Genomic DNA, 13,297 nt, shown 5'->3' with positions numbered 1-13,297 from the left:
TGTAGATTTTCAGAAACGCTACTTAGAGCAGAGCAAAGTGCTCCCAGGACAGTTCACCATGCTGGATCTGCTGTTGTAGGTGGGGGACTTGTACCAGAAGAGCCTGAGCTTCTGGTAGTGGAGAGGCTGCACAGGCAAGCGCTCCCGCTTTTTGCTCCTGTGAATCAGCACTAGAGATCAATCTAGTGAGATCATTGATGCGATCGCGCTCTAGATACGGAGCCGCTACTCGCCACAGTTCAGGATTAACGGGTCGCCCTGCTGCCCAGCGCTCGTGAGCATAGTCTGACAGCATTCGAGCCAGCTTAGGATTGGCGCGACGATCTAAACCAACGATCGCATGGAGCGGACTACCGACAAACAGAGCCTTCAGCACCAGTTGATTCCAGGCATCTTCGCTAAAGTATTCAGCAGGGTAAGGATTGTTTAGAGTAAGAGCATTAAATACGGCTGTGATATTGGTGCGAATGCCGTCGAGCGCTCGGGTGAGCAAGCGATCGGGATGAGGAAGCAGTGGTAGTACCTGATAAAGCGCCACCAGTTCACCCATCTCTGCTGCTGAAAACAGCTTTTCGACCGTACTAATATAGGAATCAGGATGAGAGTCTGCCCAAGCAAGAACTAACAAGGCTCGTCCTGCTTGATCTAGGCTCCAGTGCTTCAGCAACAATCCCGGACGAACGCGATCGAACGCTTGGACATCTTTGTCAGCAAGATCAAGATCAGATTTTCCCAAATGTCTGGGGACAGCGCTAAATCGAGCAATAAAGAGACGTTCAGAGGCTCCTTCTTCTATTTGATGAACCGTTTCATTTAACCAGCTAAAGGCGGTGTCATTTAAGCGGCGCTCCAGGCAGGCATACAAGAACATAGCTGCTGGAGCCAACCCAGAAACTAAGGTTGGTGGTTGCATTATATTTACGAAGTGACCTTACACATCTACAAGCATTTGCTCGTTGCACCATCATTAAGTAGAACCACTGAATATCTCAAGTCTTTTAGAGTGAAGTTGATGAAAACTTCATCTTTTCGTGCAGGTTTCCCAGCGTTGTTGAATGGAGAGATGAAGATTCTAAAATCTGTTAGAGAATGGATGAAATCAGGCTGTAGTGCTCTCTCGTGGTCTTCGACAAGTTTTCTCGCGTGCGATCGATCAATCGGTTAATTGCCGCCGAACTCATGCTAGACGACTTCGGCTTACCAGGGTAGCACTTCACCCTTTGCGTGCCAGAATGTTCCCGTATTTTCCAAAGTCAACTCATCAATACGAGCTAGAAGTCCCTTCACAGATTCTTCTGGTGTAATACCTCCAGGCGTAAAGTTTGTCATTCGCGTTTGCACTAGACCCGGATGTAGAATCGCTACTGCAATTCCACGCGGTTTTAGATCATGCGCCAACGACTTTCCTGCCATTGATAGCGCCACCTTCGACATTCGATACCCATAAGAACTGCCAGAGGTATTGTCTGCGATCGACCCCATTCGGCTAGTCATCAAGACAATCTTAGAGCCGTTTTTAAGATGCGGTAGCAACGCATGAGTGACTCGCAATGCGCCTAGAGCATTCACTTCAAACTGTTCGCGAATGCTATCGAAGTCGAGGTTATCTAACGTCACTCGCTTGAGAATACCTGCATTGTTGATGAGAACATCGATCGTGGTCTTTTGTAGTCGATTTTGCAACTCTGCAACCGAAGCGTCTGAAGTAATATCGATCCCAGTCTCAAGCTGTACGCCTAGCTGCTGCAATTCTTCAGAGGCAGCGCGGCAGACGGCAATCACCGTGTCTCCTCGCTCTTGCAGTTGACGACAAAATTCGTAGCCAATTCCTCGATTTGCTCCCGTAATTACATAAGTTGCCATATTAAATTGCTCTAGAAAAATAGCTGGGCTGTGAATGCAACTGTAGTTTCTCACACTCTAGCTAACCAGTAGAAAAGGAAACAGAATTAGAATTCAAAGAATTAATTCGATGCGATCGCTATTCCTTCTTAGAAAAATCTTCTGAAAACGACTCAGTTTAATGGTAGTTAAATAATGCACAATACTTTAGTTGCCACCGGAGGTTGTATGTCGATTGATTATACAAAAGCTGTAAAGTACGCTCTTCTTTGTCAAAAGATTTATGAGAACTTCGACACTATTAAGTTTGACGGCATCACCGTTAACCCTGTCCTGATTAGTGAACCAAAAACAGATACCCAATGCGCGATTTTAGTAGAAGGAACCGCAGCAACGATTGTGTTTAGAGGTAGCAAATCCTCGGAAGATTGGGAAACAAATTTTAACACTAAACTAGAACGCACTCAGTTTGACCAAAACGTGATTCGAGAATTGATTGTTGAGCCACAGGAGAAAACCTATCCGTATGCTGGCTCTAATCGTTCGGGAGCACTGATCCACCAAGGCTTTGTTGCAGCTTATTTTGCGGTGCGGGATAAAATTCATGATTACATTAGAAACAATGCGATATCCAGTGTCGTTGCAACGGGGCATAGTCTAGGTGGAGCCTTAGCAACCTTATGCGCTGTAGATGTTCAGTACAATTTTTCTGATAAAGTGACGATCGAAGCCTACACTTATGGCGCACCGAATGTCGGAAACGATGGATTTCGTGAGTCTTTCAATCAGCGAGTTCCCAACAGCTACCGAATAGTTCATGGAATGGATCTTGTCCCAGAGTTACCGCGCTGGTGGCAGGGATATCGCGCTGTAGACAAAGAGATCCGAATTGGACGACGGTTTAGTCTTAACTTCGTCAGTCAGCGATTTAAGGATCATGCGATCGATCGCTACATTACGGTGCTGAGACAGCTCGCATAAACTACACCGACCAAATCCGCTCATCGGTATTTAGATATCCGCTACGATCGTACAATAAACTAGATCACACGAAACTAGATCACACGCACTGGAGGCACAGCGATGACGGCTCTTGCTTCTGCTTCTCAAACTCCAGAAATTTTCTATCCCACTGGCGATGGTGAACCCGTGGCAGAAACTTACGACCATTTCTATGCTTTACTCATCACCCTGGAAGTATTGCGCCAATACCTCACAGGTCAGCAAGCAACCGTTTTAGGCAACCAGTTTCTCTACTACGCGCAAGGCTTTCCCAGGCTGCGGACTGCGCCTGATGTGATGGTGATTTTTGGGGTCGAACCAGGGGGACGCGACAACTACAAAATCTGGGAAGAAGGGCAAGTTCCTGCCGTGATTTTTGAGATGACTTCGCCCGGAACCAGAACCCAGGACGAAAGCTTTAAGAAAACGCTTTACGAACAATTGGGTGTTCAAGAATATTGGCAATTTGATCCTAAAGGCGAATGGATCCCAGAAAAACTCCGGGGCTATCGCTTGAGAGGCGAAACTTACGAGCTCATTGCCGATGGTCAAAGCCAACCCCTACAGCTTCGTCTCACCGTCGAGGGCAACCTGATTGGGTTTTATCGCTTAGAAACGGGTGAGAAATTACTGATCCCCGATGAATTAGCGACTGCCCTCGAAGCTGCCGAATCGCAAGCTGCTCAAGAACGCCAACGTGCCGAAGCCCTTGCCACCGAACTTCAGCGATACCGCGATCGCTTCGGTGATTTGCCCGAATCTTAACTTACCCCTTCCTGCCGTCGATCGCGATTCATCGCTTGTCGCGCATTTATTTGATGAGAGCAACGATGCTGTCAAACAACTGATAAAGATGGCAATCGCACCGTTAAACAACGCAGGAATTATCGAATCTCGACTATCTTAATTTGAATACTTTCTACGCTTTGATTATTCTGTTTCAATTGCCGATCAACAATCCAACCACTGCTTGTCCAAAACAACATGCCGAGCAGGGGTAGTGACAACCAAAACCAAAGTCCTAGATTGGGTAAGCTTTTCAAGGGAACATTCCTTTATCGAGGTGAATCTTCAAGCATTTTCTAGAATAGGAAAGTTAGTTTGAGGAGCGAATATGCTGATTCTACTGGTTGAGGATGATTCCCTTCAACTAGAACCTTTGCAAGCCGCGCTAGAAAAAGCGGGACATATTGTTGATGCGATCGCTGAAGCAATGACAGCCCGATCGCTGATGCTCGATCGTCCCTATGACCTGCTAATTCTCGATTGGATGCTGCCTCAAATCAGCGGAATCGAACTGTGTCGGCAGTTTCGGCAGGTAGGCAAGACGGCTCCGGTGTTAATGCTAACCGCAAAGGATACGACGATCGATAAAGTGACAGGACTAGATGCTGGAGCCGATGATTATCTCGTTAAACCCGTGGATGTGATGGAATTATTGGCACGGGTGCGCGCATTACGGCGACGATCCCCGTTGTGGCAAGGCGACACGCTGAGTTTGGGAGATTTACAGTTGCACCTCAACACCTTGACTCTAGAGCGCCAACAAACGACGGTGCAACTATCAGGACGAGAATTTCAGTTGATGGAATATTTTATGCGGCATCCGCGCCAAGTGGTGACACACGATCAGGTAGAGCAAGCCTTGTGGGGTTGGGGCAGTCAACCCGAAAGCAATGCAGTCACCACCTTGGTTCGACGACTGCGACAACGGCTTGATGCAGTTGGAGCCAAGAACTGGCTTGAAACCGTGTATGGTGTGGGTTATCGATTGATTTCTATTGACTCTGAAGCGAGATAACTGCGTCTCATGTTTCACCGCAGCCGCCGGAATTTAGCCTACTGGTACACGCTCTCCATGGGCGGGGTTCTGACGCTATTTGCAACGATCGGCTATGGGCTGACTGTGAATGAACAACTCGATCGATTTGATCAAACCCTGCTGAAGCAAACACAGATTCTCACGGGTCAATTGAGCCGCAGCAACCAATCACCATCAATGACTCCAAATCCTCAATTTGCTTATGTTCGATTGTATGATGCTCGAAGAAGGCGACTTCAAGCTTCTGATCAAAGTTCTCCATTGAGGTTAGAAGATACGATCGGCTGGAGAACGATCACATCTCCAGCCAGTGTTTTAAGGCAGTTGACGATTCCACTAAAAAACGGCGCGAGGATTGTAGGCTATCTACAAGTTGCAGTGCCGCTCGATTCGCTGCAAAAGAGCTTAGATCAAGCGCGATTATTTCTTAGCATTGGTCTTCCGGTGACGCTTGGAGTGATTGGAGTCATTGGTTGGACTTTGGCGGGAATCGCCCTGCAACCGACGCGTCATGCTTACGATCGTCTTCAGCGCTTTACAGCCGATGCCTCTCATGAACTCAGAACTCCCGTCGCTGGAATTTTGAGCCAAGCTCAGGTTGCACTGATGCCACCGGAGGACATTCAAGAAATGCGATCGCGGTTAACTCAGATTGTGATGATTGCCCAATCAATGGGTTCACTGATTGATCAATTGTTGTTCCTGTCACGCCAAGATGGAAAGTTAGATCCAGCAACCCTGAATGCTATTGATTTTGCTGCGTTAGTGCAATCATTGATAGAAGAATATACGCCTCAAGCGATCGAGAAACACCTTCAGCTAACCAGCCACATTCGGGAAGCAACACTCTGGCTCAAAGCTGATCCCAATTTACTGAGACAAGCGATCGTCAATTTAATCACGAACGCACTCAAATACACACCCGCAGGCGGAATGATTGAACTGCGTTTATTCGTTCAGTCGAATCACGCTGTTTTTGAGATTCAAGATACTGGAATCGGTATTCCTGCCGCAGATCTCTTTCATGTGTTTGAGCGGTTTTATCGCGTAGATACTGCCCGCACTCGGCAAACCGGCGGATTTGGACTCGGGCTTGCGATCGCGAAGCAAATTATCGAAGCGCATCAGGGACAGATTCGCGTCATCAGTGAAGTCGATCGTGGCTCAACTTTCCGCATTGAACTGCCGCTCAAACCGTCCAGCCGGTTTACCTCTGACATTTCCTTGTCATAATCGCTCTCCACAATAGGAAATAGCTTAAGAAACGCTTTGCAAAGGTAGGTGTGAGGATGCTTTCTGAACCTTTTTGTCGTCATGACTCGAATGAACAAAACCGTTAAATCCATCTATGCAGCTTTTGCTGTCATTTTGGCAACGCTTCCGGCTTGTACGATTCAAGCAAACCGTTCCGAAGATACCGCTGCTGCCAGTACAACTGAAGCGGCATCTCCATCTGATAGTCGGGTTCAAGAAACCGTTCAAAAGCTGATTCAGATTGGAGCGAGAGTTGCGGGGACACCTGCCGCACAGCAAGCAAGTCAATTTCTGATCGAGGAATATCGCAAAGCAGGCTATCAAACTGAGGTGCAGACCTTCACCTATCCGAAGTTTCGAGATCTAGGTTCAAGTGTTGCCGTAAATGGACAGACAATCTCAGGTGAAGCTCTAAACAATTCGATCGCAGGTCAAGCCAATGCGCGGTTGGTCGCCGTTCCCAATGTGGGGCGACCCAATGACTTTGCATCGATTGAGGTGAAGGGTGCGATCGCGGTTGTGCGGCGGGGCGAAATTCCGTTCTCACAGAAAGTAGACAACGCAGCAAAGGCGGGCGCGATCGCAGTCATTGTGATCAATTCAGAAGACAAACCCCTGCGAGGAACGCTGAGCAGCCCGGCAGCAATTCCGGCGATCGGCATCACTCAAAGTAATGGTGCAAAATTACTCAACGCGCCATCTGCACAGGTTTCTGTCAATACAGAGCGGCGAACGATTACCGGACGCAACGTGATTGCTCGTCTTTCTGGTGTAACTCAACCTCGTTTATTGTTAGGTGGACATTATGACTCTGTTTCCGGTTCTCCTGGAGCCAACGACAACGCATCTGGAACAGCAGTGGTCTTGGAAACGGCGCGGCGGTTGGCGAACACGCCATTGGCTCGCGAAGTGTGGTTCGTGGCGTTTGATGGTGAAGAAGATGGCTTGCAAGGATCAAGAGCCTTCGTAAATTCTGTGCAGCCTCAATTTTTGTCTGGTTTAGCAGCCATGTTTAATTTCGACATGGTGGGGATCAATGATCGTCTCCTCATTGGCGGGTCTGCTGAGTTACGATCGCAGCTCAAGCAACTCAATTCCAATGTTCCAACTTTTGTTCCAGCTTTAACAAATAGCAGCAGTGATCATGCGTCGTTTGCAGCGAAGGGAGTCCCTGTGTTGTTTTTCTATCGCGGCTCTGATCCGAACTATCATTCACCGACCGATCGCATCACCAATGCAACCAGTTTGAACGACACGATACAGACGGCATTGGCATCGATTAATCAAGTGTTGCAGTCGAAGTAATTCAATTTCAATCAAGGAATTTCTAATCACTATGATGGCTTTGAAAAAATCAATCACTTCAATTTCGCTAGTTTCATTTGGCGCGATCGCCGCGATCGCAGCGGTCGCAACGACTCACTTTGCCCCCGCTCGAATTGTGGATCTACAGCCCGTAGTAGCTCAATCTACATCTCCTGATGCCAACTTCGTCTCAAACGCGGTCGATCGTACAGGTGCGGCAGTCGTTCGGATTAATTCATCACGCACGGCAGGAGGTAATTTCTCTAATGAGCGAGTTGTACGCGGAGTGGGTTCAGGATTTATTACGCGATCGGATGGATTAATTTTGACCAATGCTCATGTGGTCGATCGAGCTAATCGAGTCACCGTCACGCTGAAAGATGGACGACAGTTTGAAGGGCGCGTCGTCGGAGAAGATCGTCAGGCTGATGTTGCCGTGGTGAAAATCCAAGCAAACAATTTGCCTACAGTTCCTTTGGGAAATTCTAATCAACTGCGTCCCGGAGAATGGGCGATCGCGATTGGTAATCCACTTGGATTGGATAATACTGTCACGGTTGGCATTATCAGTGGCACTGAGCGATCGGGGCGATCGTTTGGAGCGCCGAATGGTCAAGGCTATATCCAAACCGATGCTGCGATCAATCCGGGCAATTCTGGTGGCCCATTGCTTAACCAGAACGGGCAGGTTATTGGCATTAATACAGCGATTATTCGGGGGACTCAAGGCATTGGATTTGCAATTCCGATCAATCGCGCCCAGCAGATCGCTCAAGGAATTGTCTCGGCTCCGATCGCAAATTTGACAGCGCGTTAATATAACGATCCTGTTTGAGTTGTGACCGCTAAAAGAAGTGGGAGTAGGGGGCTGAAAAGGAAGCGACACCCGGCTCCCGACTTCACAACAGTTCTGCGACGCATCAGAAGATAAGCCGTACAATTTTTGCCTCAATCGCTTAAGCTTGTTTTCTGATCGTTTCTTCGAGATGCCATGCCTCAACCAATTCTCTATCTTGCGATTACCAATCATGGCTTTGGTCATGCCACCCGGGCAGCCTCGATCGCGGCTGAAATTCAGCGGCTCGATCCTGAGATTGTATTAATCCTTGTGACCACGGCTCCGCGATCGCTGCTGGAAGCTTATATTCCAGGAGATTTTATCCATCGTCCCCGCGCCTTTGATGTGGGTGTGATTCAAGGGGATAGTCTCACCATGGATAAAGCGGCAACCTTAGAGAAACTCCGTCAGATTCAGCAACAACAGCGATCGATCATTGCTAGCGAGGCCAATTTTATTCGTCAAAATCGAGTTGGCTTAGTGTTGGGAGATATTCCACCGTTAGCGGCTCCGATCGCCAAAGCAGCAGGCGTTCCGGGCTGGATGATGAGTAACTTTGGGTGGGACTTTATCTATCGCGATTGGGGCGGCGAATTTATTGAGGTTGCAGATTGGATTGGGGAATGTTTTGCTCAGTGCGATCGATTGTTCAGAATGCCCTTTCATGAATCCATGAGCGCGTTTTCTCACATTACAGATGTGGGCTTGACCGGAGTTGATCCCCGATTCGATGCCGCAGAGATTTTAGAGAAATTTGATCTAACTGAAACTCCGAAAGAAAACATTATTTTGGCAACATTTGGCGGATTGGGACTCGATCGCATTCCCTACGAAAACGTGATGCGCTATCCCGATTACAGATTTCTTTGTTTTGATCTAAACGCTCCAGACTTCCCGAATCTAATCAAAGTAGACGATCGCTTTTATCGCCCGATTGATCTCATGCCTGTGTGTGGTCGTCTACTCACAAAACCGGGATATAGCACTTTTTCCGAGGCTTGCCGCTACGAAATTCCGGTTACAACTGTTACCCGTGAGGGTTTTGCTGAGTCTCCAGTGTTGCTCGAAGGGATTCAGAACTATGCAACGCATCAAATTTGGTCAACCGATGAGTTTTTTAACGGTGATTGGAAAGGTATCACTCAATCAATGAACGCACCGCGTAAAACAGAAAAGCTCGCTAAAGATGGAAATTTAACCATTGCGCGATCGGTCGTGGAGTATCTACGCTCATTGTAATAATTACTGTGAGAGCGGTGAATGACAACGGTCATAGAAAAGATGGATTGCGAGTGGTGATTTATTTAGATGACCATCTACCCTCCCAAACTGGTGATTTCCTATCAGAGCGAATTTGTTAGAAGCTTGGAGAGAAATTCATGGAGAACCTTGATGCAGCTTTAGAAGCACAGCTTGATCGTGCCTACGATCGAGCAATTCTCGTAGATGCCACAGAGCCGCGTGCTGCTTCTGCCTATTACGATCGTGCTTCTGGTCAAGTCGTCATTCATCTAAAAGACGGCTCAACTTTTATGTTTCCTCATGAACTTGCACAGGGATTGGCTGATGCTTCTGAAGAGGATTTAGCAACCATTGAAATTACTCCTTCTGGGATTGGCTTGCATTGGGAGGCACTAGATGTAGATCTAACCGTCCCCGCTCTGCTGCAAGGAATCTATGGAACAAAAGCTTGGATGCAACAATTAAGGCAAAAACGAAATGCAGTTTAAACAAGCATGGGAAAGCTTTTACTTCCCATGCTATGTAGAATTAAGCTAACAATTCGCCAGTTTCCTGAAGCGAGTGCAAGCGTTGATAGAGTCCGCCTTGTTGTAGCAGTTCTTCGTGGCTGCCAACCTCAACAATGTTGCCTTGGTCTAACACCACAATTTTGTCTGCTTCACGCACCGTACTCAGTCGGTGAGCAATGATGATCAATGTTCTCGTTCCCAGAATCGATCGCATTGCTAACTGAATCGATCGCTCTGATTCATAGTCCAAGCTTGAAGTTGCTTCATCAAAGATCAGCACATCCGGATCAACAATCAAAGCTCTAGCAATCCCGATTCGCTGTCTTTGTCCTCCGGAGAGTCGAACCCCCCGTTCACCAACGATCGTCGCATATCCGGCTGACATCTGTTGGATAAAGTCTTCTGCCTGAGCAATACGACAGGCTTCGCGGACTTGCTCCATTGTGGCGTTGGGATTGCCATAGGTCAGGTTATCGAGCAATGTGCCATTGAAGATATCAACCTCTTGGTGAACAATGGCTAATCGCTTCCGATAGCCACTAATATCCAACCGTCGAATGTCTTGACCATCGATCAAGATCTTGCCCTGATTCGGCTCAAAGTAGCGGAACAGAAGCTTGACAAGCGTTGATTTTCCTGACCCCGATCGACCGACTAATGCCACCGTTTGATATGGTTCGATGAGTAAGTTGATGTTTTTGAGAACGGGTCGATCGACATTGTAACCAAACCGCAGATTAGAGAATTCAACTTTCCCGGTGAACTGATACTTCGGTACCGCTTCAGGATGGGGTGCGAGACTGCTAGCATCCATACCAACCGGAAGCTTCATAAACTCGTGAAAGCGCACCATTGAACCATAGCGCCGCGCAAAGAACTCAGCAAATTGACTAATCGGTTGTACTTCCGCATACGCCATACTTGATATTGTGAAAGTCGTTGTAAAGTGACCGATCGAGATCTTGCCCTGTGCTGTGGCACAGACTGCTAAAGCAAACAAGATGAACACACAAGTCTGAACGATCGTGCGCTCATACATCATCAGCATTACATAGCCTTTGTGAATGCGATAGTCCAGCACTTTGAACTCTCGATCAAGTCTCTGCTGCTGGCGCTTCAGCTCTGAAGTTTCGGTTGCAAAGGCTTTCACCGTCTTAATATTGGTGATAATCTCAGAAGTGCGGCTTTCAGTATCCTCCATGTATTTATCTAAGCGTTCTTCTTGGTCAGAAAGCTCTTTCAGCCCTACTAAGTTAAACGCGAGAATACCAATAAACGAAACGAGCAGTAAAATCGCGATGCGCCATTCGATAAACCAAATCACTGCAACAATTCCAATCACCCGTAAAAGCTTCGGGAACAGTTGCGAAATCATATCCGGATAGATCCAAGTATGATTTGACAATCCTTTTGCGACACGCGCTGCAATCCGTCCAGCATTGTTCTCGTCGTAGAACTCTAATGGTAAAGTCAATACCTTTTTTAACGATTCCCCAGCATTATCACGACGCGCCCGAAATGCAGTATCCCAAGCAAACCAGGCACCTAACCACGGCTGAATCGGCGCACGCACCACAGACACGATCGCGATTAGCACCAATAACACCGATAGCGTAAAGGATTGATTAACTTCAACTCGGCTGATTTGTGCAGTTGAATTGATCAGGCTTTGTAAGACACGATCGAGCGGCTGCCCCGACAGGACATTCAAAATTTGCCCGATCGTATAAGGCACAAATAAGTCAATAATCTCGAACAAACTCATCATCGCAATACTGAAAATTGAAATCTTCCAGTAGTTGCGAAAGTATTTGAGAATGTCTAAAAATTTAGCCATACATCCTCCCAGTGTGGCTGAGGGTTGATCGCCCCGACAACATTCAAAAAATTCCAAGCGCCAACGGAAATTGAGACAGGACGCTGCTCAACTTCTTCAAGATTTTTATAATACTACAAGTATTACAGATATTACAAAAGTTCCTGCCGCAATCGATAAATAATCGTTTTGGCATCCACTTGATTCAATATTTCGCGAATCACCGTGTTAGCGCCCTGTGCGCCCCAGGTGCAGCCATTTTCCAGGTAAACTTGCGCTGCTCGTCCAACCGAGTACGACCCATATCCTGCAATGCCTGCTTGAACAGCAGCCGTTCCCGCGAATGCCGAGAATCCTGCACTGCCATCTACTCCGGTCGCTAAAGCTGCTGCACTTTTGCCCATTCCTAGTAAAACTCCGCTACCAATCTCACCGAGCAGCAATGTTCCTGAACTGAGCAGGATTGTATTTAATAGCTTTCCTGCCTCATAGCGCGTCATCGGCAAGCCATAGAGATTTGCTAAAGCTTGGATCATTGCTAAATCTGAAACTGCGCCACCAATGAGATCGAGAAACGCGATCGGGTTGAGTGCAATGGCGATCGCTTTGTAGCGGGTAAACTTCCAGATTAAGGCTTCAGCTTCGGCGTTTCGCAGTTCCATCACTTTCGCCGCGATTTCTTCTTCTGCGACTCTAGCTTGAGTCAACGCATTGAGCGCCAAGAGCGATCGACCTTCTCGATTCAGAATCGTCAGAATCTTCGCTTTCAATTCCTCAATTTGCGGAGGTGGGCTTTCCCATTCATAGCTCACTCGCCCGTCTGGATATTCCACGCGCATTTGCAGCGGTGCGGGTTCCGCCGCAACCATGACAATCTCATCTGAAGTTAAAAGCTGCTCTAAGCGATCGCTATTTCCTGTTCTAGCCCCCAAGCTTTGCAGATTGAGATAGATATCTTGGCGCGATTGATCCGGATAAAGGTCAACTTTGTTAAACACTAGAATTAGCGGCTTTTGTGCTTGTCTGAGATCACAGAGCGCTTTGTATTCAGTCCGCGTCATATCTCCAGAAATCACAAACAAAATTAAATCCGCTTGTCGGGCAACTTCTTGCGCCATTTCTGCCCGCGCTTGTCCGTCAATTTCATCAAGTCCCGGTGTATCGATCAATTCGATGCGAATCTTGCTCGAAGACTCTGGCACGATCGATCGTCCTTCAGACACAAACCCACCACTTGGCGACCAAGTAACCAGGCTGGGAGCCTGCGTCACGCCGTTTAGAGGACCTGTTTCAAACACCTTTTCTCCAATCAGCGCATTCAAAATTGCCGATTTTCCGCGACTCACCAAGCCAAACACCGCAATTCTCAGCACGTACTGATCGAGCTTCTTCAAATTGCTTGAGATCGTTTCGAGTTCCGTCTTTAATGCAGATTCAAGTTGCGGATCTTTGGTCGATCGCAAAAACTGAGAATAATTGGTAAACGCTTGGCGCAAACTTGCCCGCGCTCGATTGAGGTGAGTGTCCTGGGGATTCGGGCGATTAGAAGGGGCTTGACTCAAGGCAATCTAGACCAACGGCATCGATTTCTATTCTCGATCAAATTTGCAAAACTCGGCGGAAAGACACCCGTACAATTTCGCGCTTCGGATGGGAATGATAAAGGC

12 protein-coding genes are annotated in these 13,297 nt (G+C 47.5%); 8 read left to right on the top strand and 4 right to left on the bottom strand.

The window, feature by feature from the left end:
* Positions 1–22 precede the first annotated feature (22 nt).
* The gene (locus H6F51_17360) at positions 23–913 is read right to left on the bottom strand and encodes an EboA domain-containing protein (protein MBD1824243.1); all 891 of its coding nucleotides are present in this window, start codon (positions 911–913) and stop codon (positions 23–25) included.
* A 284-nt stretch (positions 914–1,197) separates the two neighbouring features.
* Complete coding sequence (locus tag H6F51_17355) at positions 1,198–1,863, bottom strand: SDR family oxidoreductase (GenBank protein MBD1824242.1); 666 nt, start codon at positions 1,861–1,863, stop codon at positions 1,198–1,200.
* Positions 1,864–2,070: 207 nt separating this feature from the next.
* Here H6F51_17355 and H6F51_17350 point away from each other — a divergent pair, with 207 nt between their 5' ends.
* The 8 genes from H6F51_17350 (at position 2,071) to H6F51_17315 (ending at position 9,793) form a co-directional block, all read left to right on the top strand.
* On the top strand, positions 2,071–2,823 hold the full coding sequence (locus H6F51_17350) for a lipase family protein (GenBank protein MBD1824241.1): 753 nt from the start codon (positions 2,071–2,073) through the stop codon (positions 2,821–2,823).
* A gap of 102 nt (positions 2,824–2,925) precedes the next feature.
* A complete protein-coding gene (locus H6F51_17345) occupies positions 2,926–3,609 on the top strand; it encodes a Uma2 family endonuclease (protein ID MBD1824240.1) in 684 nt (227 codons plus the stop codon).
* Between the two features lie 349 nt (positions 3,610–3,958).
* Positions 3,959–4,645, top strand: a complete 687-nt coding sequence (locus tag H6F51_17340) for a response regulator transcription factor (GenBank protein MBD1824239.1) — start codon at positions 3,959–3,961, stop codon at positions 4,643–4,645.
* Positions 4,646–4,654: 9 nt separating this feature from the next.
* Positions 4,655–5,899 carry a two-component sensor histidine kinase gene (locus H6F51_17335; GenBank protein ID MBD1824238.1) on the top strand — a complete coding sequence of 415 codons (1,245 nt, stop codon included), beginning with the start codon at positions 4,655–4,657 and terminating at the stop codon, positions 5,897–5,899.
* Between the two features lie 81 nt (positions 5,900–5,980).
* On the top strand, positions 5,981–7,225 hold the full coding sequence (locus H6F51_17330; GenBank protein MBD1824237.1) for a M28 family peptidase: 1,245 nt from the start codon (positions 5,981–5,983) through the stop codon (positions 7,223–7,225).
* A gap of 31 nt (positions 7,226–7,256) precedes the next feature.
* The gene (locus H6F51_17325) at positions 7,257–8,042 is read left to right on the top strand and encodes a trypsin-like peptidase domain-containing protein (GenBank protein ID MBD1824236.1); all 786 of its coding nucleotides are present in this window, start codon (positions 7,257–7,259) and stop codon (positions 8,040–8,042) included.
* A gap of 174 nt (positions 8,043–8,216) precedes the next feature.
* Complete coding sequence (locus tag H6F51_17320) at positions 8,217–9,302, top strand: glycosyl transferase (protein ID MBD1824235.1); 1,086 nt, start codon at positions 8,217–8,219, stop codon at positions 9,300–9,302.
* 140 nt (positions 9,303–9,442) lie between these two features.
* Complete coding sequence (locus H6F51_17315; GenBank protein ID MBD1824234.1) at positions 9,443–9,793, top strand: DUF2442 domain-containing protein; 351 nt, start codon at positions 9,443–9,445, stop codon at positions 9,791–9,793.
* 40 nt (positions 9,794–9,833) lie between these two features.
* Here H6F51_17315 and H6F51_17310 read toward each other — a convergent pair whose 3' ends face one another.
* Positions 9,834–11,651 carry an ABC transporter ATP-binding protein gene (locus H6F51_17310; GenBank protein MBD1824233.1) on the bottom strand — a complete coding sequence of 606 codons (1,818 nt, stop codon included), beginning with the start codon at positions 11,649–11,651 and terminating at the stop codon, positions 9,834–9,836.
* 131 nt (positions 11,652–11,782) lie between these two features.
* A complete protein-coding gene (locus tag H6F51_17305) occupies positions 11,783–13,192 on the bottom strand; it encodes a DUF697 domain-containing protein (protein MBD1824232.1) in 1,410 nt (469 codons plus the stop codon).
* Positions 13,193–13,297 lie beyond the last annotated feature (105 nt).

This window comes from Cyanobacteria bacterium FACHB-DQ100, from assembly GCA_014695195.1.
Taxonomy (GTDB): Bacteria; Cyanobacteriota; Cyanobacteriia; order Leptolyngbyales; family Leptolyngbyaceae; genus Leptolyngbya.
The sequence above is the reverse complement of the archived record's forward strand: the minus strand, read 5'-3'. Positions and strand labels throughout refer to the sequence as shown.

Bases quoted from the DNA above. Each gene is read 5' to 3' on its own strand.
- H6F51_17360 (MBD1824243.1), bottom strand. From the start codon at position 913: ATGCAACCACCAACCTTAGTTTCTGGGTTGGCTCCAGCAGCTATGTTC.
- H6F51_17355 (MBD1824242.1), bottom strand. From the start codon at position 1,863: ATGGCAACTTATGTAATTACGGGAGCAAATCGAGGAATTGGCTACGAA.
- H6F51_17350 (MBD1824241.1), top strand. From the start codon at position 2,071: ATGTCGATTGATTATACAAAAGCTGTAAAGTACGCTCTTCTTTGTCAA.
- H6F51_17345 (MBD1824240.1), top strand. From the start codon at position 2,926: ATGACGGCTCTTGCTTCTGCTTCTCAAACTCCAGAAATTTTCTATCCC.
- H6F51_17340 (MBD1824239.1), top strand. From the start codon at position 3,959: ATGCTGATTCTACTGGTTGAGGATGATTCCCTTCAACTAGAACCTTTG.
- H6F51_17335 (MBD1824238.1), top strand. From the start codon at position 4,655: ATGTTTCACCGCAGCCGCCGGAATTTAGCCTACTGGTACACGCTCTCC.
- H6F51_17330 (MBD1824237.1), top strand. From the start codon at position 5,981: ATGACTCGAATGAACAAAACCGTTAAATCCATCTATGCAGCTTTTGCT.
- H6F51_17325 (MBD1824236.1), top strand. From the start codon at position 7,257: ATGATGGCTTTGAAAAAATCAATCACTTCAATTTCGCTAGTTTCATTT.
- H6F51_17320 (MBD1824235.1), top strand. From the start codon at position 8,217: ATGCCTCAACCAATTCTCTATCTTGCGATTACCAATCATGGCTTTGGT.
- H6F51_17315 (MBD1824234.1), top strand. From the start codon at position 9,443: ATGGAGAACCTTGATGCAGCTTTAGAAGCACAGCTTGATCGTGCCTAC.
- H6F51_17310 (MBD1824233.1), bottom strand. From the start codon at position 11,651: ATGGCTAAATTTTTAGACATTCTCAAATACTTTCGCAACTACTGGAAG.